Consider the following 21,600-nt stretch of genomic DNA (forward strand, 5'->3'; position numbering starts at 1 on the left):
GTTTTACAATCATCTACATGATGGCGTCGGCAGGCATTACCGTCGGGTCATGCCTGCCGCACCGCCGTACCGCGTCGTCCAGTGGGCCACCGGGAACATCGGATCCCGCACCCTCCGCGGAGTGATCGAGCATCCCGGCCTGGAGCTCGCCGGGGTGTACGCCCACAGCCCCGCCAAGGCCGGCCGGGACGCCGGCGAGCTCTGCGGACTGGACCCGACCGGCGTCCGAGCGACGTCCGATCTCGACGAGATCCTCGCGCTCGGCGCCGACTGCGTCGTCTACACGCCGCTCGCCTGCGACTTCGACGACGTCTGCCGGGTGCTGGAGTCCGGCACGAACGTCGTCTCGACCCGGGGAGAGTTCGCCCGGCCGGCGAACCTCGACCCGGACGTCCGGAAACGGGTCGAAGAGGCCTGTGTCCGCGGCGGGACGACGATCCACAGCACCGGCAGCAGCCCGGGGTTCGTCACCGAGGCGTTACCGCTGGTCCTGACGTCGATCCAGCGGCGGCTCGACGGCGTCCGCATCGACGAGTTCGCCGACCTGTCGCAGCGGAACTCCCCGGCGCTCCTATTCGACGTGATGGGCTTCGGCAAGCCGCCGACGGAGTTCGGCGAACGGCGGCTGACCGCGCTGCGGAACAGCTTCGGCCCGTCGCTGCAGGTCCTGGCCGAGGCGCTGGGCGTGCCGCTCGACACGGTCGACGCCGAGGGCGAGTTCGCGGTGACGCCGCGCCCGCTGACGATCGCCGCCGGGACGCTGGAGCCCGGCACGGTCGCCGCGCAGCGAATCACGGTGACCGGGCGGCGCAACGGCGAGGCACTCCTGACGTTCTGCGCGACCTGGTACTGCCATGCGGACCTGGAGACCGAGTGGGACCTGCGGGCCACCGGGTGGCGGGTCACGGTCGACGGTGACGCGCCGCTCCACGTCGACCTGTTCTTTCCGTTCCCGCTGGAGCACATGGCCGAGCGGTCGCCCGGCTACACGGCGAACCGGGCGGTGAACGCGGTGCCGGTCGTCTGCGCGGCGCCACCCGGGATCCGGACGACCGTCGACCTGCCCCAGATCGTGGCCGATCTCAGGGGATCGCGGCAGTAGCTTTCAGCTCGGCGATCTCCTCCCAGGTCAGGCCCGCTTCGAGCAACACGGACTCGGTGTGTTCACCGTGCTCCGGGGCCCGCGACGGCCGGCCGGGCTGCTCGTCGAACTGCACCGGCACGGTGACGAGCGGCAGCGTGTGACCGTTGCCGAGGTCGACGTCGGCGAGGTACCCGTTCGCCACGGTCTGCGGGTCGGTCGCCAGCTCGTCGAGGCGCTGGCTGGGCGCCCAGCCGCCGCCGAAACCGTCCAGCGCGGTCCGCCACTCGGCGAGCGTCCGCCGGTCGAACACGACCTCCAGCCACTCGACACACTCGCGGGCGTTCCGGTGCCGGGCGGCCAGATCGGCGAACCGCGGGTCGTTCGCTCGGGACGGTTCGCCGATGGCCGCGCAGAACTCCGCCCAGTACCGGTCGGGCGCGAGCATCTGCAGCACGATCACCCGGTCGTCGGCGGTGCGGTAGGGGAGCATCAGCGGGTTGCCGGTCTCGTACCGGCCGCGCCCGACCGCCGGCGGCTCCGGACCGCCGAGCAGCGCGTTGACCAGGTCCATCTGGATCTGCCACATGCCGACGGCGAGCAGCGAGGCGTCCACGATCGACGGTTCGCCGGTCGAGGCCCTGCGGTAGAGCGCGGTGCTGATCGCGCCGGCCAGCGCGAGGCCGGCCACGACGTCGCCGAACGCGGGGCGCGGCGCCGCCGGCCAGGTCGCGTCCGGCGGGGCCAGCAGCTGCTGCATGCCGCTCCGGGCCCAGTACGCACCCGCGTCGAACGCGCCCTGGCCCGCGTCCGGACCGCGCGGGCCGAACGCCGTGCCGCGGACGTAGATCAGCGCGGGCGCGTCGGCCCGTACGTCCGCCGGGTCGATCCGCAGCCGGGTGCAGGTCGCGGCCTTCAGGTTGGTCAGGAAGACGTCGCTGCCGGTGACGAGCCGCGACAGCACCGCGCGGCCGTCCGGCGTGGTGAGGTCGAGCGCGACCGACCGCTTGCCGCGGTTGACGGCCTGGAACTGGACGTCCGCGCCGTGCCAGGACTTGTGCAGGCCGCTGCTGACCAGCCCGCGGTACGGGTCACCGGTCACCGGGTGCTCGATCTTGACGACCTCCGCGCCCCACTCGGCCAGGACCGCGCCCGCCATCGGGACGAACACGTGCGAGGCGACCTCGAGGACCCGAACGCCGGCGAGCGGCAAGCTATTTCGATGGTTAGGCAAACGTTGACGTTCTGCACGCCCTGAAGCACGCTGAGACACCGCTGCTCCGATCTCTGGTGTACGGCCCGGGGGTGGCGTTAGTCTCTCTAGTATGTAAGCGTTCGCTCTCAAAGCGAATTGGAGTACACGATGTCTTTTAGTTGGTTCGTCTCCGTCGATGACCACCTCATCGAACCCGCCCAGCTGTGGCAGGACCGGTTACCGGCGCGATGGCGGGACACCGGGCCGCGGATCGTGTCGCAGGACGGCACGGAGTTCTGGGTCTACGAGGACCGGCAGATCGTCACGACCGGCTTGAGCGCGGTCGCGGGCAAGCAGCGGGAGGAGTTCTCTCCCGAGCCGGTCACCTACGCGGACATGCGGCCCGGTTGTTACGACCCGTCCGCGCGCGTGGCCGACATGAACCAGGGGCACGTGCTCTCGTCGATGCTGTTCCCTTCGTTCCCCCGGTACTGCGGCCAGGTCTTCCACGAGGCCAAGGACAAGGAGCTGGCGCTGCTCTGCGTCCGGGCCTGGAACGACTTCATCCTGGAGGAGTGCGCCGAGGCCCACCCCGGCCGCTTCATCCCGCTGATGATCATCCCGCTCTGGGATCCGGCTGCCGCGGTCGCGGAGATCGAACGCACGGCGGCGCGTGGCGCGAAGTCGATCGCGTTCTCGGAGAACCCCACCAAGCTGGGGCTGCCCTCGATCCACGGTGACCACTGGGACCCGGTGTTCCGCGCCTGCCACGAGACCGGGCTGGTCGTGTCGATGCATGTCGGCTCCTCGTCCAACCTGATCCGCACCTCGCCGGACATGCCGACGCTCGCGTTCATGGCGTACTCGCCCGCGGTCAACCAGGCGGGGACGCTGATGGACTGGCTGTTCAGCGGCAAGTTCGAGAAGTACGCGAACCTGAAGATCGCGCTGTCCGAGGGCTCGATCGGCTGGATCCCGTACTTCCTGGAGCGCGCCGAGCAGGTCGTCGACAAGCAACGGTTCTGGGCGTCCCGGTTCGACATCGACATGCACGCCTCGCACGAGCGCGGCGAGCAGACCAGCGACTCGACGTTCAACCTCGACACCGACGTCCGGCGCCTGTTCCGCGACCACGTCTACGGGACGTTCATCGAGGACCAGGCAGGCGTCCGGCTGCTCGACATCATCGGCGAGGACAACGTGATGCTCGAGTGCGACTACCCGCACTCGGACTCGACCTGGCCGGACACCGTGAGCATGGCCAACAAGTGGCTCGCGCACCTGCCCGACGAGGTCCAGCACAAGATCACGATCGGGAACGCGTCCCGGATCTACGACTTCACCCCGGCGGACCCGGCAGACATCGTGGCCGCGAGCCACTAGCCCACTTTTGAGGGATGACGCCGTGGACAAGGAAGCCCTCGAGCTCAGCCTCGTACGCCGATTGATCACCCACCTCGACAACGGCACCACCGACCTCGCCCCGGGCGTGATGGAGGTATCGACCGACCGCTATCTGGGCGCGCACCACGAGCGGGAGGTCGCGACGCTGTTCCACGACCGTCCGCTGGTGTTCGGACTGTCCGGCGCGCTGCCCGGCCCGGACGCGTTCCGCACCGTCGACCTGTGCGGGACGCCGATCCTGCTCACCAGGGACCGGCGCGGAAAGGTCCACGCGTTCGCGAACGTGTGCCGCCACCGCGGGGTGCGGGTGGTTGACGGGTCGGGCCACCGGGGCACGTTCGCCTGCCCGTTCCACGCCTGGGTGTACGACAACGAGGGCGCGCTGCTGCGGGTGCCCTCCGCGGAGTGTTTCGGCGACCTCGACACCGCCCGCCACGGCCTGGCCGAACTGCCGGTCGCCGAGGGCTACGGCGTGATCGTCGGCCGTCTGCGGCCGGGGCCACCGGTCGACATCGACGAGTACCTGGGCCCCGGGCTCGCGGAGGAGTTCGCGGTGCTCGACTTCGCGGACTGGGAGCCGACCGGCGACGCGCACGTGCACCGGGTGGCCGCGAACTGGAAGGTCACGCTCGACACGTTCCGGGAGAACTACCACTTCGCGTACCTGCACCGGCGGACGCTGGCGACCTACGCGTACGGCGGCGTGCTGACGTTCGACGCGTTCGGCCCGCACCTGCGCAACTCCTCGGCGCTGCGCTCGATCGACGGCCTGCGCGGCCGTCCCGAGGAGGAGTGGGACGACGTCGCCGCGCACTTCAGCTACCAGTACGCGCTGTTCCCGAACACCAGCCTGACGTTCGACAGCCGCCACGCCGAGCTGTGGCAGATCGTCCCGGTCGACGCGGCGACGTCCGAGGTCTGGCACACGTCGTACCTGCGGCCGAGCCTGTCCGACGCCGAGCGTGAGAAGGCGATCGAGATGGCGCCGTGGATCTGCGAGACGGTCGTCGACGGCGAGGACTTCTGGGTCGCCGGGCGCACCGAGCCGGGCGTCCGGACCGGCCTGACCGACCACATCGTGTTCGGCCGCAACGAGCCGGCACCCCAGCACCTGCACCGGGAGTTCGCCCGCGCGCTGGAGGAGGACGTATGACGCTGCTGCTCCGAGGGGCGCGACTGATCGACGGCACCGGCAGCCCGGCCAGGGCCGCCGACGTCGTGGTCACCGACGACCGGATCACCGACGTGACCGACCCGGGCGCTGTGGCGCCGGGGCCGGACACTGAGGTCGTCGACCTGGACGGGCTCGCGCTGGCACCCGGTTTCATCGACATCCACACCCACTACGACGCGCAGATCCTCTGGGACGGCGACCTCACGCCCTCGTGCTGGCACGGCGTCACGACCGTGGTGATGGGCAACTGCGGCTTCGGCGTCGCCCCGACCAAACCCGAGCACCGCGACATCATCGTCCGGACGCTGGAGAACGTCGAGGGCATGTCGGCCGAGGCGCTCGAGGCCGGGATCGACTGGTGCTTCGAGACGTTCCCGGAGTACGTCGACGCGCTGGACCGGCGGCAGAAGCGGCTGAACGTCGGCGCGTTCGTCGGCCACACGCCGCTGCGTCTCTACGTCCTCGGCGGAGAGGAGCGGGCCGCCACCGAGGACGAGGTCGCGACGATGCGCCGACTGCTGCGCCAGGCCGTCGACGCGGGAGCGGTCGGGTTCTCGACGTCCCGTCAGCCCGCACACCAGGGCGCGTACGGCCGTCCGGTCCCGAGCCGGTTCGCCGAGGTCGACGAGATCGACGCGATGGCCGCCGTGCTCGGTGAGGCGGGCAAGGGCGTGATGCAGATTTCGATCGGCCCGGGCATGTTCGTCGACCAGTTCTCCGACCTCGCGGTGCGCTACGGCGTGCCGGTGACCTGGACGGCGCTGATGGCGAGGGCCGACCGCCCCGGCGGTGCGATGCGGACGGTCAAGCGCGGCAGCGCCCTTCCGGGGGAGGTCTATCCCCAGATCGCCTGCCGGCCGATCGTCATGCAGATCGTTCTGACCGATCCGGCGCCGCTCGGTGAGATCGACGAGTGGAAGGAAGTGCTGGCACAGCCGCGCGCCGACCGGATCGCGCTCTACCGGGACCCGTCCTGGCGCGACCGGGCCCGCAAACCGACGCTCGAGGCCTGGCACCACCGCTGGGCGAAGATCGACGTGCAGGAGACCGACGTCCACTCCGACGTCGTCGGCATCCCGCTGAGCCGGCTGGCCGACGAGCGCGGCACCACGCCGTTCGACCTGCTGCTGGACCTGGCGCTCGCCGACGACATGGTGACCCGCTTCCGGGTCGTGCTGGACAACGACGGCGACGACGAGATCGGCGAGCTGCTCGCCGACAAGCGCACGCTGCTCGGGCTCTCCGACGCCGGTGCGCACGCGACCCAGCTCTGCGACGCGTGCTACTCGACCCACCTGCTCGGACACTGGGTCCGGGAACGCCGGGCGCTCTCGCTGGAGGACGCCGTCTGGCGGCTGACCGAGCACCCCGCCCGCGCGTTCCGCATCGCCGACCGGGGCGCGATCCGGCCCGGGTACTACGCCGACCTGGTCGCGTTCGACCCGGACACGATCGGCGCCACCGCGACCGAGCGGGTGACCGACCAACCGGGCGGCGCCGACCGGCTGGTCGCGCACAGCACCGGCGTCGAGCACATGTGGGTGAACGGGGTCGCCACCAGAACCGCCGGAGCGGACGTCGCCGGGGCGTCCGCCGGACGATTCCTGCGCAGCTGAGGGGACGAGATGGCCCAGCGATTGTCCGACGAATGGTGCCGTGAGCACTTCGATCACCTGTCCCCGGACCTCGCCGCGACGCTGCCGGAGACGATGGCGCGGGTGCGCGCGCTGAACCCGGTCGCGCGCAGCGACGCCCACGGCGGGTTCTGGGCGGTGACCGACTACCGGAACGCGATGGCGGTTGCCCGGACACCCGAGGTCTACAGCTCGGCGCACGGGCTGTCGATCGTCGGCGGCGGTGGTGTCGTGAAGAACCGCCCGGTCGAGCTCGACGGGGCCGAGCAGCGCCTCTACAAGAACCTGACCAGCCCGTTCTTCACGCCGGCTGCGATGGCGCCGCTGGAAGCGCCGGTCCGCGACCTGGTCAACCGCCTGATCGACGGGTTCGCCGACCGCGGCGAGTGCGAGTTCATGGGCGAGTTCGCCCGGCCGCTGCCCAGCCTGGCGTTCTTCGAGCTGGTGATCAGCGCACCCGCCGAGGAGGTGGAGACCGTCGCCGCGCTGGCGTCGACGTCCTCGACGCCGACCCACCCGAAAGCGCGGGAGTCCTGGAAGGGCCTGTACGACTGGGTCGGGGCGTTCGTCCGTACCCGGCGCGAGAACCCCGCGCACGGTGACGTCGTCGACGCGGTGCTGGCCGCGCAGATCGACGGCAGGCCGATCACCGACGAGGAAGCGATCGGGACGATCCAGCTGCTGATCCTCGGCGGCCTGGAGACGACCGCTGGTGCGCTCGGGCTGATCCTGATCCGGCTGTGCCGCGAGCCGCACATCGCCGATCGGCTGCGTGCTCATCCGGAGCTGCTACCGGCCGCGGTCGAGGAGTTGCTGCGGTTGGAGGGCCCGTTTGTCTCCGTGGGGCGCACCGCGGTGGCCGAGGCGGAACTGGCCGGCGAGAAGGTCGCCGAGGGCGACAAGGTCCTCATCCACTGGGCGTCGGCGAACCGGGACGCCGCCGAGTTCCCCGAGCCGGACGAGTTCCGGCTCGACCGCGAGCACAACCGGCACCTGGCGTTCGGCATCGGCCCGCACCGGTGCACCGGGGCCAACCTCGCGCGGATGAACATCCGGATCGCGCTGGAGGAACTGCTGCGCCGGATCGACACGATCACGCTGAAGGACGAGTCCGCGATCCACTACCACGCCGGGCTGACCCGGTCCCCGCTCAGCCTGCCGATCACGTTCACGCTCCGGTAGCTCGCACGGAGGCCACCGATGGCTGACAGGACCTTGCTGACCAACGCACGCCTACTCACCTGCTCGGGAGCCCCGGACGAGCGGCCGTTCGACGGCGACGTCCTGATCGAGGGCACCCGGATCGCCGCGGTGTCTCCGGGACGGATCGACGTCGACCCGGCGGCCGTCCGCGTCGTCGACCTCGGCGGCGCCACCGTCCTGCCCGGACTCGGCGACGCCCACACCCACATCAGCTGGCCGCTGGACTTCGTGTTCGACCACGCCGGGATCGCCGCGACGCCGCCGGGCAAGCACCTGCTCGACGTCGCCGCGGTGACGCGGACGTTCCTGGAGAGCGGCTACACGCTGATCATCGGCGCCGGCGTCACCCAGGACTACGACGACCTGTACGCCAAGGACGCGATCGACCGCGGGCTGCTGACCGGCCCGCGGATCGTCCCCAGCGGCGCGATGATCGCCGAGGAGGGCGGCCTGGGTGCGGAGGGCGGCCTGATGCGGGTGGTGCGGGACGCCGCGTCGCTCCGCGCCGAGGTCGCCCGCCAGTGCGACCAGGGGGTCCGGGCGCTCAAGCTGTTCATCTCCGGCGACGGTGTGCTGCCCGCGTACCCGTCGGACGACGTCTACATGAACGACGAGATGCTGACCGCGGCGGTCGCGGAAGCGGACAAGTACGGGGCGTTCCTCACCACGCACGCCCGGGGATCGGCGAGCGTCGCGATGGCGGCCCGGACCGGCGTGCGGATCATCCACCACGCCTGCTTCCTCGACGACGAGGCGCTCACCGCGCTGGAGGCGCGGCGCGACGACGTCTGGGTCTGCCCCGGCCTGCACTACCTGTACGCGATGGTCCGCGGCCACGCGGAGCCGTGGGGGATCACGTCGGAGCAGATCGAGGAGTCGGGTTACCACGAAGAGTTCCGCTCGCAGGTCGACGGGTTGCGCAAGCTCAAGGCGGCCGGGATCCGGATCCTGGCCGGCGGCGACTTCGGTCACCAGTGGACGCGGCACGGCACGTACGCGGCCGAGCTGCAGCGGTACGTAGAGCTGGTGGACCTGACCCCGGTGGAGGCCATCCACACCGCGACGCGCAACATGGGGCCGGCCGCCGGGCTGCCGGTCGGGGAGATCCGGCCGGGGTACCTCGCCGACCTGTTCGTCGTCGACGGTGACCCGACCGCCGACGTCACCGTGCTCCAGCAGCCCGCGCTGCGGCGTGCGGTGCTCAAGGACGGCGCGTTCGCCTACGTCAACCCGTCGCTGTACCCGTGACTCTGTTATCCGGGGTGGACGCCCTGGCCCGCCTGCTCGTCGTGCGCACGCAGGTCGACGTACGGGACGGTCTGACGACCGCGACGATGGTGTCCGGGTATCCGGGGTCGCCGCTCGGCACGTTCGACCTCGCGGTCGACCGGCTCGGCCCCGAGCTGGCCGCGCACCGGATCGTCCACCGGCCGGGCGTCAACGAGGAGCTGGCGCTCGCGACGGTCTGGGGCAGCCAGATGGGCGCGGCGGTCGGCTACGACGGCATCGACGGGGTCGCCGGTGCCTGGTACGGCAAGGGGCCTGGCCTGGACCGCAGCGGTGACTCGCTCAAACACGCGAACGCGATGGGCGTCGGGCCGTCCGGCGGCGCGGTGCTGTTCTGCGGGGACGATCCGGCGGCGAAGTCGTCGACGCTGACCTGCGACAGCCAGCCCACGTTCGCCGACGCCTGCGTCCCGGTGCTCTACCCGGGTAACCAGCAGGAACTGCTCGACCTCGGCGTCCACGCGTTCCGGCTGTCCCGGTACGCGGGCTGCTGGGTGGGGATGAAGGTCGTCACGGCGGTGGCCGACGGCCTGGGCACGGTCGACGCGTCGGTCGATCGGCAGCATCCGGTGGACCCGGAGACGGGCTGGCAGCACCGTCCGCTCGCGACGCTCGGCCCGCACGCGGTACCGGATCAGGAAGTCCTCGTGGTGGAGCGGCGGCTGGCGGCCGCCCAGGAGTACGTGCGCGCGAACCGGCTCGACCGGATGGTGGGCACCGGCACCCGGCTCGGCGTCGTCTGCGCCGGGAAGACCTACTACGACGTCGTGCAGGCGTTCGCCGACGCCGGACTCGACCCCGACGACGTCGGCGTTCGCATCCTCAAGCCGGCGCTGACCTATCCGGTGGTGCCGGAGACCGTGCGGGAGTTCGCCGCGTCGGTGGACGAGATCCTCGTCGTGGAGGAGAAGCGGCCGTTCGTCGAGGTGCAGCTGCGGGCGCTGCTGCACGAGGCGGGAATCGGCGTCCCGGTGCGGGGTAAGCGGGATGCTGGTGGTCGGCCTCTCGTTTCCTCGGTGGGGGAGCTGGACCCCTCGGCGGTGGCCGCGGTGCTGGGTCGCGTGCTGCCCGGGTTCGTCGCACCACCCGTTCGGCGCACGCTGGCGCTGCTGGACCTGCCCGGGCGCGCGCCGGGGTACTGCAGCGGCTGCCCGCACAACCGGTCCACGGTCGCACCCGCCGACGCGCTGGTCGGGGGCGGTGTCGGCTGCCACGGGATCCTGTATTTCGAGGCGCGGAACGCCGCACTGCGGACGCTGCCGCCGACGCCGATGGGCGCCGAGGGCGTGCCATGGATCGGGCTGGCGCCGTTCGTCGCCGAGCAGCATCTGATCCAGAACCTCGGCGACGGGACGCTGAGCCACTCCGGAACGCTGGCGATCCGCTCGTGTGTCGCGGCCGGGGTGAACATCACGTTCAAGATCCTCTACAACTCGGCCGTGGCGATGACCGGCGGACAGGACGTGACCGGGCTGCCCGACGTCCCGTCGCTGACCCGCGCGCTGCACGCGGAGGGCGTGCAGCGGATCGTCGTCTGCGCGGAGGAGCCCTCGCGCTACGGACGCAAGGCGCAGTGGGCGCCCGGCGTCCGCGTGCTCGGGCGGGACCGTCTGACGGCGTCCCAGGACGAGCTGCGGAAGGTCGCCGGCGTCACCGTGCTGATCTACGACCAGCGGTGCGCCGCCGAGTCGCGTCGGCTGCGCAAGCAGGGCGTCCTGCCCCAGCCGCAGCAGCGGGTCGTGATCAACGAGGCCGTGTGCGAGGGCTGCGGCGACTGTGCGGCGAAGAGCAACTGCCTCTCGGTGCTGCCGCACGACACCGAGTTCGGCGTGAAGCGGCGGGTGCACGACCCGTCGTGCAACAGCGACTACACCTGCCTGGAAGGCGACTGCCCGGCGTTCGTGACGATCACGCCTCGGAACGGCTCTCGGAAACGCCCGTCGCGGAAACGGCCGGCGCTGCCGAACGGCGAGTTGCCGACGCCGGTCGTAGCGCTGCCTTCGCAGCGTTTCAGCGTGTACGTCACCGGGATCGGCGGAACCGGGGTGGTCACCGCGTGCCGGATACTCGCCACGGCGGCCCGCGACGCCGGCCTCGACGTCAGCGGGCTGGACCAGACCGGGCTCTCGCAGAAGGCCGGTGCGGTGGTGTCGCACCTGCACCTCACGCCACCGGGGGCCGATCCAGGCGCGGCCACGACCAGCGAGGGCGGCGCCGACCTCTACCTCTCCGGCGACCTGCTGCAGGCCGCGGCTCCGCGTCATCTGGCGAAGGTCCGGGCCGGGCACACGGTCGCGGTGCTCGAACAGGACCTCACGCCGACGGCCACGATGCTCCAGGGCGGCCCGGCTGCGCCGGACACGGACCGGCTCCGCCGGGCGGTGGCCGAGCAGGTCGGCGAGGGTTCTGTGCACGTGGTGGACGCCCGGCGCGTCGCCGAGCGGGTGTTCGCCGACCACCTCCCGGCCAACGTCGTGCTGCTCGGCGTCGCGTTCCAGCGCGGTGCGTTGCCGCTGCCGCTGGACGCCCTCGACCGGGCGCTGGGCCGCCGGGGCGCGGACAACCGGCGCGCGTTCGAATGGGGGCGGTGGCTCGCGCACGACCCCGCGGCGGTCGCGGCGGCGCTGCCCGCGGACGACCGGACGATGTTCGACCCGTCACCGGCGGCGCTCGCGACGGCGGCCGACCTCGTCGAGGAGGTGCCGCCGGGGTTGCGTGACCTGCTGATCCGGCGGACCGCGCAGGTGATCGACTACCAGGACGTGCGGCGGGCCCAGCGGTACCTGGACCTGGTCCGGCCGGTGGCGGCGCACGACCGCGGCGAACTGACCCGCGCGGTGGCCGAGTCCTGGTTCAAGCTGCTGACCTACAAGGACGAGTACGAGGTGGCCCGGCTGCACCTCGCGGCCGACCACGACCGGGCCGCGGCCGACCTCGGCATCGACGGGGACTACCGGGTCACGTATCACCTCCACCCGCCGGTGCTGCGGCGGCTCGGCATGGCCCGGAAGCTGCCGCTCGGCGCGCCGTACGCGCTGGCGTTCCGGCTGCTCCGCCGGTTGCGGCGGCTGCGCGGGACCCGGTGGGACCCGTTCGGGCTGGACCCGGACCGGCGGACCGAACGCGCGCTGCTGGTCGAGTACGCCGACCTGATCGCGGAGATCACCCGGCCGGACACGCCGCTGGACTACCGGACGCGGGTCGCGCTGGCGTCCTCGGCGCTGTCGATCAAGGGGTACGGGCCGGTCAAGGACCGCGCGGTGGCCGCGTGGCGGGCCGAGGTGGCGGCGCTCCGTGATCAAACGCCTTAGCTTCGGAATCCGCGGCGGGCACGTGGCCGCTGGGCTCCGGACGCCGGCCGACGTGCGGCCGCTGCGGGTCGTGGCCGGACCGACGCTGCCCGCGGTGACCGAGGACGACCTCGGGTACGACGGGATCGCGATCGAGTGGTTCCGCGACGACGCTCACCTGGCTCGGTTCCAGGAGTGCGCTTCGGAGCCGGCGACCGGCGTGGTGGTCGTGGTCGCGGACGAGGTGGTCGTGCGCGGCGCGGACTGGCTCGAGCAGCGGTGGCGCGAGGGCGGCGTCCGGTACAAGCACCTGGCCGTCGCCCGGCGGGCCGAGGGTTTGAGCGCGGCGGAGTTCTCCGCGCGGTGGCTGGGGCACGCGGGCCGGCTGAGCTCTACCGTCGTCATCCCCGACGACGTGCGGGGCTGCGCGTACGTCCAGAACCACGTGCGGGGCGAGGGCGTCTACCACGCGGTGAACGAGGTCTGGTTCGACGACGCCCCGAGCCTGTGGCGGCGGGCCGGCTACTTCCGCGACGCGGTGCCTCCGTCCGACTTGGTCAGCTGGTCGGCGTACCTCGCGACGCGGGAGTACGTCCTCCGCGGCGGCTAGACCCGGGAGCGGAGGAGGCGGCGGTCCACGTAGACGGGCGCGCCGGCCAGGATCGTCGGCACGGCGGCCGCGGTGGGCACCGCCGTGCCGAGCGTCCCGTCGCGCACCAGGTGCGCCTGGACGCCGTACGTGCCCAGCCGCAGCGCGAGGGGGCGCAGCGGCCGCCGCCGGGCGGCCGGGGGCTCCGGGAAACACCAGTCCCACTCGCCCTCGTCGGTGCTGAAGCGCAGTTCCAGGTAGTCGGCGCGGGCCGGGCAGCGGCGAACCTGCCCCAGCGTGGCCAGCAGGAAGTCGTCCATCACTCGGCGTCCGGGGGCAGCCCGATGCTGCGCGGTTCCAGGAAGTTGAACAGCCCTTCCGGTCCGAGTTCACGTCCGAGCCCGGACTCCTTGAAGCCGCCGAACGGAACGTGCGGGAACGGCGGGAAGTAGCCGTTGATCGCCACGCTCCCGGTGCGCAGGCGGCGGGCCACCCGCAGGCCACGCCGCGGATCGCCCGACCAGACGCCCCCGGAGAGGCCGTAGGGGGAGTCGTTGGCGATCCGGACCGCATCGTCGTCACCGTCGTGAGCGATCACGCAGATCACCGGGCCGAAGATCTCGGCGCGCGCCACCGGCGCGCTGTTGTCCACGTCGGCCAGCACGGTCGGTGCGACGTACCAGCCGCGGGGGAGGTGCGCCGGACGGACGCCACCGGCCGCGATCCGGGCCCCGTCCGCGACCGCCTGCCGGACGAAACCCTCCACCCGGTCACGCTGGCGGGCGGCGACCAGCGGCCCGACGATCGTCGCGGGGTCGTGCGGGTCGCCGACGACGATCGTCGCGGCGGTCGCGGCGGCCGTGTCCACCGCCTCGGCGTAGCGCGAGCGCGGCACGAGCAGGCGGGTGTGCGCACCGCAGACCTGGCCGGACAGGTGCATCGCACCACCGATGACCCGCGGCACCACCGCACCGAGGTCGGCGTCGTCCAGCACGACCGCGGCCGACTTCCCGCCGAGCTCCAGCGAGACCCGCTTCACCTGTGCGCCGCAGAGCGCCATGATCCGCTTGCCCGCCGCGGTCGACCCGGTGAACGCGACCTTGTCGGTGCCGGGGTGGGTCACCAGGTGCTCACCGGCCGCGCGGTCGCCGGGCAGCACGTTGAGCACGCCGGGCGGTAGCCCGGCCTCGTGCAGCGCTTCGGCCAGCACGAACGTGCTCAGCGGAGCCTCGGGTGGCGGCTTGAGCACGACCGCGCAGCCGGCGGCCAGCGCCGGTGCGACCTTCCACGCGGCCAGCGTCACCGGCGCGTTCCACGGTGTGATCGCGGCGACGACGCCCACCGGTTCGTGGGTCACCAGGCCGAGGCGTTCGCCGACGGCCACCGACCGCTCCAGCGGCGCGCTCCGGACCAGCTCGGCGTAGTAGTCGAACAGCGGCGCCACCATGCCGGTCTGACCCTGCGGCGCGGAGCTGAGCGCGCAGCCCATCTCGTCGATCGTGATGCCGGCGATCTCGTCCGTCCGCTTGCGCAGCAGCGTCGCGGCCCGGGCGAGGAGGTCGGCCCGCTCGGCGGGGGTCAGCCGCGGCCACGGCCCGTCGTCGAACGCCGTCCGCGCCGCCGCCACCGCGCGGTCGATGTCGACGTCGCTCGCGGCGGGGGCCCGGCCGACCACCTCCTCGGTCGACGGCGAGACGACGTCGAAATACTCGCCGCGGGCGGGGGGCGTCCACCCACCGTCGAGGTAGTGCGCCGGGCGGTCCAGGGCGTTCATGCTCGGTCCGGCGGGTCCAGGTGGTAGAGCTTCGTCGCGGTGTGCTGGAGCACCTTGCCGATCGTCTGCTCCGGCAGCCCGCCGAGCGCACGCTCCATCACGTCCCGCGGGCTCGGCGACTCCGACGCCGGGCCGGGGGAGAGGCTGGTGGCGTGCGGGAAGTCGGTCTCGAACATCAGGTTGTCGCCGATCAGGTCGATGACCGACCGCATCGCCTGCTGCTCGTACCAGAACATCCCGTAGATCTGCCGCTGCATGTACTCGCTGGGCAGCAGCCGGTCCGGGAAGTCCTTGTGGGCGCCGACGTTCTTCCACTGCCAGTCCATGGTCTCGGCCAGGAACGGCAACCAGCCCGCGCCGTTCTCCACCGAGACGAACTTCAGGTCCGGGTAACGGTCGCAGACGCCGGTGAGGACGACCTCGGCGATGTTCTGCGCGTTGCCGAGCAGGACCAGCGAGCTCTCCTTCGTGAAGTCTTCCTTCTTGGACTGGTCGACGGCGCCGGAGAGCTCCTCGGGTGCGGACAGGAACCCGACGTGGAAGTTGAGGCTGAGCTCCATCTCCTGCGCCAGCCCGAGCAGCGGCGACCAGTAGTCGTCGGCCAGCCGGGGCAGCCCGACCTTGTCGTAGCGGGCCGCGAACAGGACGCCCTTGTGGCCCATCGCGTGGGCGCGCTGGATCTCCGCGACCGACTCGTCGATGTCCCAGAACGGGAGCATCGTCATCGGGACGAGACGCTTCGGGTCCGCCGAGCAGAACTCGACGATCCAGTCGTTGTACGCGCGGACGCACTCGGTCGCCAGTTCGCGCGGCACGTTCTTCAGGAAGACGTGGCTGTGGAACCCGAGGATGTTGGGGTAAAGCACCTGGTAGTAGATGCCCATCTCGTCCAGGTAGGACAGCCGCGCCTTCGGATCGACCGTCGCCGGGTTCGCCTCGGCGAGCCGCTTGGGGTGCGACGGGGGGTACTCCGGCCAGCCCGCCTGCGCGAACGCACCGGCGCCGTACAGCTTCTTGTCGCCGACGTACCAGACGTCTTCCTGCCGGCGTTCGTGGAACCGCACGTGGGGGATGAGGTCGCCCCACTTCGACGAGATCCGTGCGGTCCACAGGTCGGCCGGCTCGATGATGTGGGAGTCGACGTCGGCGACGGCGTAGCGCTCGCAGAGCTGTTCGGTCATGGGTACCGGCTCCTTCGCGGCTTGCCGGGCATTAACAGAGTGTACGCTCACTTACTTTAGGAGGGCTCCGGGACTCCTCGCAAGTGCTGCGCCATCAGAAGCGGCACCACGCTGAGCACCCCGGACTCGACCGGCAACGTCACGCCGGTGATCCACCGCGCCTCGTCGCTGGCCAGGAACGTGGTGGCCCAGGCGACGTCCCAGCCGGTGCCCGGCGTCCCCAGCAGGCCGGCCTCCGCGCGCATCCGGTCCATGAACTCGGCGCGCGGCCCTGGGGCGGACACCGAGTGCACCATCGGCGTGGTGATGTGGCCGGGCGCGACCGCGTTGACCCGGATGCCCTGCCTGCCGTGCGAGTACGCCATGTCGACGGTCAGCGCGATCAGCCCGCCCTTGGCCGCGGAGTAGGCAACGGTGCCGTCGCCGCGCAGCGCCGAGATCGAGGCGATGTTGACGATCGCGCCGCCGCCCTTCCCGGCCAGCACCGGTACCGCGAACTTCGACGCGAGGAACGCGCTGCGCAGGTTGAGGTCCAGCGCCCGGTCCCAGGCGTCCTCGGTGGTGTCGACGACCGTGCCCAGCGCGGCCAGGCCGACGTTGTTCACCAGGATGTCGAGCGTGCCGAACGCGTCCACCGCTGCCCGCACCATCGACTCGCAGCCGTCGGCCGTGGTCACGTCGGCCTGCCACACCTCGGCCGTGCCGCCCTCGTCGGCGATCATCTTCGCGGTCTCCGCGGCCCGCTCCGGGTAGCGGTCGACGAGCAGGACGCTCGCGCCCTCCCTGGCGAGCACGACCGCGATCGCCTTTCCGGTGCCGATGCCGGGCCCGGGCGTCGACCCGGCGCCGGTCACGATCGCGACCTTGTTCTCGACTCGTCCTGGACGCTCCACGGCGTTGCCTCCCTGTGGTCAACGGCGGGTCAGAAGAGCCGCGCCGGCCTCGTATCCGCCGACGTTCGTCACCGCGGCGACCTCGGCGCCGGCCACCTGGCGGTCGCCCGCCTCACCGCGGAGCTGCCGCACCGCCTCGGCGGTGTGGCCGAACGCGGCGTGCAACCGGCCACCGGAGAGCTGGCCGCCCCAGGTGTTGAGCGGCAGCTCACCACCGAGCGCGATCCGCTTCCCGCCGTCGACGTAGTCTCCGGCCTCGCCGACGCCGCAGAAGCCGAGCGCCTCCAGCCACCAGACGACCTCGATCGTGAAGCCGTCGTAGAGCTCTGCGGTGTCCACGTCGGCGGGGCGGAGGTCGGTGCGGGCCCACATCGCGGCCGCGGCGCCGTGACCGACCCGCCCCATGTCGCGCCACTGCTCCCAGGACGGGCGGCCCTCGACGACGCCGGCCATCGCCTCGATGTCCACCGGGGCGCGCAGGTCCGGCGCGGTCTCGGCGGCCGAGACCACGAGCGCGGTGGCGCCGTCGACCGGGACGTCGCAGTCGTACAGGCACAGCGGCGTCGAGATCATCCGGGCGCCCAGGTAGTCGTCGATGCTCAGCGGCGACCGGTAGACCGCGTCCGGATTGAGCCCGGCCGACGCGCGCTGGGTGACCGGGATCCAGGCCAACTGCTCCCGCCGGACGCCGTACTCGTGCAGGTAGCGGGTGGCGTAGGGCGCGATCTGGCAGACCGGCGAGAGCATCCCTACCGGGAGCAGCCAGGCCAGCGGGCCCTCGGCGACCGGCTTGGTGGAGCCGTACGCCGGGCGACCCCCGGCGCGACGGGCGGCGCTGCCCTCCTTCACGGTTCGCCAGACGACGACGTGGCGCGCCTGCCCGGTCGCCACCGCCATCGCGGCGCCGTAGAACGGCAGCGCCATGCCCTCCACGATGCCCTGCCGCCAGCTCGTCGCGAGGCCGAGCGCGTCCTGGACCTCGTAGAGGTTGCCGTTCGCGTACCCGGGCAGGTTCGCGGCGCCGCCGCCGGGGAACATCGCCAGCCCGTCGATGTCCCCGACGGTCAGGCCGGCGTCCGCGATCGCCGCGAGGACGGCGTCCAGCGTGAGTTGGAAACCGGACCGGTCGATCTGCCTGCCGACCGCGGACTGGCCGACACCAGAGATCACCGCTCGTCGTTCGAGCAGGTCGGTCGCGCTCATGTCCGCACGGCCAGGAAACTCGGGATGCTGAAGCCACCGGGCCCCGGCTCGAAGCCGATCTCGACGACCGCGCCGATCGTCACCGCCTCCGGGGGACAGCCCCGTAACCGTCCCACGACGCGCACCCCGGGGTGGCTCGGGAACTCCACCAGCACGATCGCGTACGGCACCTCGAGGCCGGGCAGCCAGCGTTGATAGTTGACCGTGTAGCTGTAGACCACGCCGCACCCGGTGATCTCGGTCGGCTCGAGCGTCCGACCGCGACACTCGCGGCAGATCCCGCGCGGCGGGAACGACTCCGCGCCGCAGGTCGAGCAGCGTTCGACGACCAGGCGGCCTTCGGCCGCGGCGGCCCAGAACGGTGCGGTCTCGTCGGTGACGGCGGGCGGTATCCCCAGCGTTGCGTCCATGACCACCTCGGAACGGAGTCTAAGACGAGGACCTAAAAAAGTGAACGCTTGCTAATATAGGCCTTCGCGCCGCTCTCGACCCGAGGAGCGAGGTTGTCAGATACCCGCGTCGTTCTCGGAGCACCCCGCGTCGTTCTCGGAGCAGCAGCCCTTCCCGAACCCGATCCGCGCTGGTTGGCCGCGGCCGAGCGTCTGCCGATCGACTCGATCTGGCACGGCGGTCACCTGTTGCCGCCGAGCGCGACCGGCGAGGCGATCACCCGGCTCGCACTGCTCACCGCATGGACCGAGCGGGTTCGCGTCGGTACCGCCGTGCTGTTGCTGCCGCTCTATCATCCGGTGGTCGTCGCCAAACAGCTCGCCGATCTGGACTCCCACTCCGGCGGCCGGGTCACGGCCGGCGTCGGTGTCGGCGGTGAGTACCCGGACGAGTTCGCGGCGGTCGGCGTGCCGATGGCCGAGCGCGGCGCCCGCACCGATGAGTCGATCGAGGTGCTCCGCGCGCTCTGGGCCGGTAAGCCGGTCAGCCACCACGGCCGGTTCGTCGGATTCGACGACGTGACGCTGCGGCCCGTGCGGACGCCCGGCGGCGGTATGCGCGAGGGCGGGCCGCCGATCGTCGTCTCCGGCCGGAAAGCACCAGCGCAGCGTCGCGCCGCCGCCCTGGGCGACGGGTGGATGCCGTACCTGGTCTCGCCGTCCGGCTACCGGCGTTCGGTCGAGGCGATCACGTCGCACGCCGCGCAGCTCGGCCGGAGCCTGGACGGGTTCGAGTGGTGCCTGTTCCTCTACTGCTCGATCCGCCGGGACGCCGACCGCGCCCGCGCCGACGTCGCGTCGTTCCTGGGCAGCGCGTACGGTGACAAACCCGCGGCGATGCTCGACCGGATCGCCCCGGCGGGTACCCCGGAGCAGGTCGCGGCGCGGCTGCAGGAGTACGTCGACGCGGGCGTGCGGCACATCGTGATCTCCCCGGCCGCCGCCGAGGACACGCTCGAGGTGGTCACGCTGGCCGCCGAAGAGGTACTGCCGCGGCTGACCGTGGGGAGCCCGGTATGAGAACCGATCCGTGCGAGGGCCTGGTCGTCGTCGAGGTCCTCGTCGGGGTGTCAGAGCTCGGGCTCGGCCTGGCCGGTGCGCTGCCCGGAATGATCCTGGCCGATCTCGGCGCACGGGTGACCCGAGTGGTCGGTCCGGAGCCGGTGCCCCTGGACGAGGGCCTGAGCTGGAGCCACGCCTGGAACCGCGACAAGCGGGTGGTCACCACCGACGACCCGGACGAGATCCGCGCGCTGCTCGCCGGGGCCGACGTCGCGCTGGTGTACGGCCCGGAGCGCCTGGTCGAGGGGCGCGGGCTCGGCTACCGCGACCTGCGGGCGGCGTACCCGGCGCTGGTCTACGCCCGCTGCACACCCAGCCGGACCGCGCGCGGCGTGGTGGCCGACTACGGGCTGCTGGTCGAGGCCGACGCCGGGTTCTGCACACAGCTGGCCGGTCACCGGCCCGGCCCGATCTTCGTGGACGTGCACGCGTCCGGCGTCGGTGCCGCCGCGCTGCTCCTGGTCTCGGTGCTGGCGCTGCTGCTGCGGCGGACCGAGACCGAGGCCGGCGGCTGGTCGGAGACGTCGCTCTACGACGGCCTGCTCGTGACGCTCGGCTGCATGATCGGCCGCTCCGAACGGGCGGCGCCCGAGGTCGAGAGCTACTGGGAGCACGGGTCGACGTTCCCGAACTTCCTGTACCGCTGCGCCGACGACGAGCTGATCCAGGTCTGGTTCGGCGGAAAGGGGATGTACCGGGCGCTGATCGAGGTACTCGGTGACGAGCCGAGCACCAGCGGCTACTACCAGGATCAGGTCACCGGTGCGCTGGGGGAGCGGGCGGCGCGGTGGGTGCCGCGGTTCGCGACCAGGCCCCGGGACGAGTGGGTCATGCTGCTGCGGGCGGCCGGGATCGCGTGCGAGCCGGTGCTGGCACCGGGTGAGGTGCTGGCCGACCCGCACCTGGCCGAGATCGGGCTGATCGTCGAGCGCGGCCGGGACACGATGGTGGGCTCGCCGATCCAGGTGCGGCCGCTCGGGGACGCCGCTCCGCACCGCAAGCCCCTCGGCGGCCTCCGGGTGGTGGACTTCTCCGCGTTCGTCGCCGGTCCGCTCGCCGCCCAGGTCCTCGCCGACCTCGGCGCCGACGTGATCAAGGTCGAACCGCCCGAGGGTGAGGCGATGCGCGCGGCCGCCTACGCGATCGCGGCCTGCCAGCGCGGCAAGCGCAGCCTCGCGCTGAACCTCGGAGCTCCGGAGGCCCGGCCGGTCGTCGAGCGGTTGATCGCCGGCGCGGACGTCGTCCTGCACAACTTCCGGGTGGGCGTCGCCGAGCGCCTGGGCATCGGCGCGGACGCGGTCGCGGCACTCAACCCGCACGCGGTGTACTGCCACGCGAGCGCGTTCGGGGTCACCGGCGAGCGGGCCGCGTTACCCGGCAACGACGCGCTGATGCAGGCGCTGACCGGCTTCGAACGGGCGATCGCCGGGCCCGGCAACGAGCCGACCGCGGGCACCTGGATCCCGATCGACATGACCGGCGGCTGGGTCGCCGCGATCGGCGCGCTCACCGGGCTGCTGGCCAGGGCTACCAGCTGCCGCGGGCAACACGTCGTGACCAGCCTGCTCGGCGCCGGCTGCCTGCTGCACAGCGGAGTGTTCCAGCGGGACGGCCGGGTGGTCCGCGGCCCCGAGCTCGACGCCGAGCAGACCGGATACGGGCCGGGTTACCGGCTCTACCGGGGCGGCGACGGGGCCTGGTTCGCGCTCGTCGTCCCGGATCCCGAGTCGTGGGCCCGGCTCGGAGAGCTGATCGACGGCCTCCCGACGGCCTACGCGCCGCTGCGCTCTCATCCGGACGCCCGGCGGGCCGAGACCGTGCTGACCGAGGCGTTCGCCACCGCACCGGCGGCCGAGTGGGCGGCGCGGGTGCGTAGCCTCGGGGCGTTCGCCGAGCCGGTGGCGCCGCTGGACCGCGACGGCTTCCGGCGCGGCGTCCTGGACGATCCGGTCAACCGCCGGCTCGGCCGCGCGATCGAGTACTCGACGCATGACTGGGGCCGCTTCGAGCAGGTCGGGCCGCTGCTGCGGTTCGGCCCGGACGCCGGCCGCGGGCCCCGGCTGATCCTGCCGGGCGTCGGCGAACACACCGTGGAGGTCCTGACCGAGCTGGGCTTCGCGGCGAACGAGATCGAGGCACTGCTGGACGCGAAGATCGCCGCCGCGTCGGGACTCTGACGCG

At 72.2% G+C, this 21,600-nt stretch carries 17 protein-coding genes; 10 read left to right on the forward strand and 7 right to left on the reverse strand.

The window, feature by feature from the left end; all coding sequences use genetic code 11:
- The first annotated feature begins 49 nt into the window (after window positions 1-49).
- Window positions 50-1,102, forward strand: coding sequence for an NAD(P)H-dependent amine dehydrogenase family protein (locus BUB75_RS05630; protein ID WP_073252065.1), 1,053 nt, complete (start codon window positions 50-52; stop codon window positions 1,100-1,102).
- Here BUB75_RS05630 and BUB75_RS05635 read toward each other — a convergent pair.
- Complete coding sequence (locus tag BUB75_RS05635) at window positions 1,083-2,294, reverse strand: CaiB/BaiF CoA transferase family protein (RefSeq protein WP_218617310.1); 1,212 nt, start codon at window positions 2,292-2,294, stop codon at window positions 1,083-1,085. The two genes, BUB75_RS05630 and BUB75_RS05635, sit on opposite strands and share 20 nt — an antisense overlap.
- 150 nt (window positions 2,295-2,444) lie before the next feature.
- Between BUB75_RS05635 and BUB75_RS05640 the strand changes: the two genes are divergently transcribed.
- The 7 genes from BUB75_RS05640 to BUB75_RS05670 are packed head-to-tail and all read left to right on the forward strand — an operon-like array spanning window position 2,445 to window position 12,878.
- Entirely contained in the window at window positions 2,445-3,659 is a 1,215-nt protein-coding gene (locus BUB75_RS05640) for an amidohydrolase family protein (RefSeq protein ID WP_073252069.1), read from the forward strand.
- A 22-nt stretch (window positions 3,660-3,681) separates the two neighbouring features.
- A complete protein-coding gene (locus BUB75_RS05645) occupies window positions 3,682-4,833 on the forward strand; it encodes an aromatic ring-hydroxylating oxygenase subunit alpha (protein WP_073252070.1) in 1,152 nt (383 codons plus the stop codon).
- Window positions 4,830-6,470: an N-acyl-D-amino-acid deacylase family protein gene (locus BUB75_RS05650; RefSeq protein ID WP_073252072.1), complete on the forward strand. Its 1,641-nt coding sequence runs from the start codon at window positions 4,830-4,832 to the stop codon at window positions 6,468-6,470. The genes BUB75_RS05645 and BUB75_RS05650 overlap by 4 nt, the downstream gene beginning before the upstream one ends.
- A 9-nt stretch (window positions 6,471-6,479) precedes the next feature.
- On the forward strand, window positions 6,480-7,670 hold the full coding sequence (locus BUB75_RS05655; protein WP_073252074.1) for a cytochrome P450: 1,191 nt from the start codon (window positions 6,480-6,482) through the stop codon (window positions 7,668-7,670).
- A gap of 18 nt (window positions 7,671-7,688) precedes the next feature.
- The gene (locus BUB75_RS05660; protein ID WP_073252076.1) at window positions 7,689-8,939 is read left to right on the forward strand and encodes an amidohydrolase family protein; all 1,251 of its coding nucleotides are present in this window, start codon (window positions 7,689-7,691) and stop codon (window positions 8,937-8,939) included.
- Complete coding sequence (locus BUB75_RS05665) at window positions 8,936-12,289, forward strand: indolepyruvate ferredoxin oxidoreductase family protein (protein ID WP_073252078.1); 3,354 nt, start codon at window positions 8,936-8,938, stop codon at window positions 12,287-12,289. The genes BUB75_RS05660 and BUB75_RS05665 overlap by 4 nt, the downstream gene beginning before the upstream one ends.
- Window positions 12,273-12,878, forward strand: a complete 606-nt coding sequence (locus BUB75_RS05670; RefSeq protein WP_143175032.1) for a hypothetical protein — start codon at window positions 12,273-12,275, stop codon at window positions 12,876-12,878. Before BUB75_RS05665 ends, BUB75_RS05670 begins: the two co-directional genes overlap by 17 nt.
- Here the strand turns inward: BUB75_RS05670 and BUB75_RS05675 are convergent.
- The 6 genes from BUB75_RS05675 to BUB75_RS46970 are packed head-to-tail and all read right to left on the reverse strand — an operon-like array spanning window position 12,875 to window position 18,318.
- On the reverse strand, window positions 12,875-13,177 hold the full coding sequence (locus tag BUB75_RS05675; protein WP_073252082.1) for a hypothetical protein: 303 nt from the start codon (window positions 13,175-13,177) through the stop codon (window positions 12,875-12,877). The genes BUB75_RS05670 and BUB75_RS05675 overlap by 4 nt on opposite strands.
- Window positions 13,177-14,631, reverse strand: a complete 1,455-nt coding sequence (locus BUB75_RS05680; RefSeq protein WP_073252084.1) for an aldehyde dehydrogenase — start codon at window positions 14,629-14,631, stop codon at window positions 13,177-13,179. Before BUB75_RS05680 ends, BUB75_RS05675 begins: the two co-directional genes overlap by 1 nt.
- Window positions 14,628-15,812, reverse strand: a complete 1,185-nt coding sequence (locus BUB75_RS05685; RefSeq protein WP_073252086.1) for an amidohydrolase family protein — start codon at window positions 15,810-15,812, stop codon at window positions 14,628-14,630. Before BUB75_RS05685 ends, BUB75_RS05680 begins: the two co-directional genes overlap by 4 nt.
- A 56-nt stretch (window positions 15,813-15,868) precedes the next feature.
- Window positions 15,869-16,705, reverse strand: coding sequence for an SDR family NAD(P)-dependent oxidoreductase (locus BUB75_RS05690; protein ID WP_073252088.1), 837 nt, complete (start codon window positions 16,703-16,705; stop codon window positions 15,869-15,871).
- A gap of 18 nt (window positions 16,706-16,723) precedes the next feature.
- On the reverse strand, window positions 16,724-17,908 hold the full coding sequence (locus BUB75_RS05695; RefSeq protein ID WP_073252090.1) for a thiolase C-terminal domain-containing protein: 1,185 nt from the start codon (window positions 17,906-17,908) through the stop codon (window positions 16,724-16,726).
- Window positions 17,905-18,318 (reverse strand): Zn-ribbon domain-containing OB-fold protein, encoded by a 414-nt coding sequence (locus BUB75_RS46970; protein WP_073252091.1) that lies wholly within the window; start codon window positions 18,316-18,318, stop codon window positions 17,905-17,907. The genes BUB75_RS05695 and BUB75_RS46970 overlap by 4 nt, the downstream gene beginning before the upstream one ends.
- Before the next feature lie 93 nt (window positions 18,319-18,411).
- On the opposite strand from BUB75_RS46970, the gene BUB75_RS05705 reads away from it, so the two are divergent.
- Window positions 18,412-19,377: an LLM class flavin-dependent oxidoreductase gene (locus tag BUB75_RS05705; RefSeq protein ID WP_073252092.1), complete on the forward strand. Its 966-nt coding sequence runs from the start codon at window positions 18,412-18,414 to the stop codon at window positions 19,375-19,377.
- Entirely contained in the window at window positions 19,374-21,596 is a 2,223-nt protein-coding gene (locus BUB75_RS05710) for a CaiB/BaiF CoA-transferase family protein (protein WP_073252094.1), read from the forward strand. Before BUB75_RS05705 ends, BUB75_RS05710 begins: the two co-directional genes overlap by 4 nt.
- Window positions 21,597-21,600: the final 4 nt, after the last annotated feature.

The sequence above is a fragment of the Cryptosporangium aurantiacum genome (genome assembly GCF_900143005.1).
Classification (GTDB): Bacteria; Actinomycetota; Actinomycetes; order Mycobacteriales; family Cryptosporangiaceae; genus Cryptosporangium; species Cryptosporangium aurantiacum.

Excerpts from the sequence above, each read along its gene's own strand:
- BUB75_RS05710 (WP_073252094.1), top strand. The coding sequence starts at position 19,374 with ATGAGAACCGATCCGTGCGAGGGCCTGGTCGTCGTCGAGGTCCTCGTC.
- BUB75_RS05640 (WP_073252069.1), top strand. The coding sequence starts at position 2,445 with ATGTCTTTTAGTTGGTTCGTCTCCGTCGATGACCACCTCATCGAACCC.
- BUB75_RS05650 (WP_073252072.1), top strand. The coding sequence starts at position 4,830 with ATGACGCTGCTGCTCCGAGGGGCGCGACTGATCGACGGCACCGGCAGC.
- BUB75_RS05660 (WP_073252076.1), top strand. The coding sequence starts at position 7,689 with ATGGCTGACAGGACCTTGCTGACCAACGCACGCCTACTCACCTGCTCG.
- BUB75_RS05655 (WP_073252074.1), top strand. The coding sequence starts at position 6,480 with ATGGCCCAGCGATTGTCCGACGAATGGTGCCGTGAGCACTTCGATCAC.
- BUB75_RS05630 (WP_073252065.1), top strand. The coding sequence starts at position 50 with ATGCCTGCCGCACCGCCGTACCGCGTCGTCCAGTGGGCCACCGGGAAC.
- BUB75_RS05685 (WP_073252086.1), bottom strand. The coding sequence starts at position 15,812 with ATGACCGAACAGCTCTGCGAGCGCTACGCCGTCGCCGACGTCGACTCC.
- BUB75_RS05675 (WP_073252082.1), bottom strand. The coding sequence starts at position 13,177 with ATGGACGACTTCCTGCTGGCCACGCTGGGGCAGGTTCGCCGCTGCCCG.
- BUB75_RS46970 (WP_073252091.1), bottom strand. The coding sequence starts at position 18,318 with ATGGACGCAACGCTGGGGATACCGCCCGCCGTCACCGACGAGACCGCA.
- BUB75_RS05680 (WP_073252084.1), bottom strand. The coding sequence starts at position 14,631 with ATGAACGCCCTGGACCGCCCGGCGCACTACCTCGACGGTGGGTGGACG.
- BUB75_RS05695 (WP_073252090.1), bottom strand. The coding sequence starts at position 17,908 with ATGAGCGCGACCGACCTGCTCGAACGACGAGCGGTGATCTCTGGTGTC.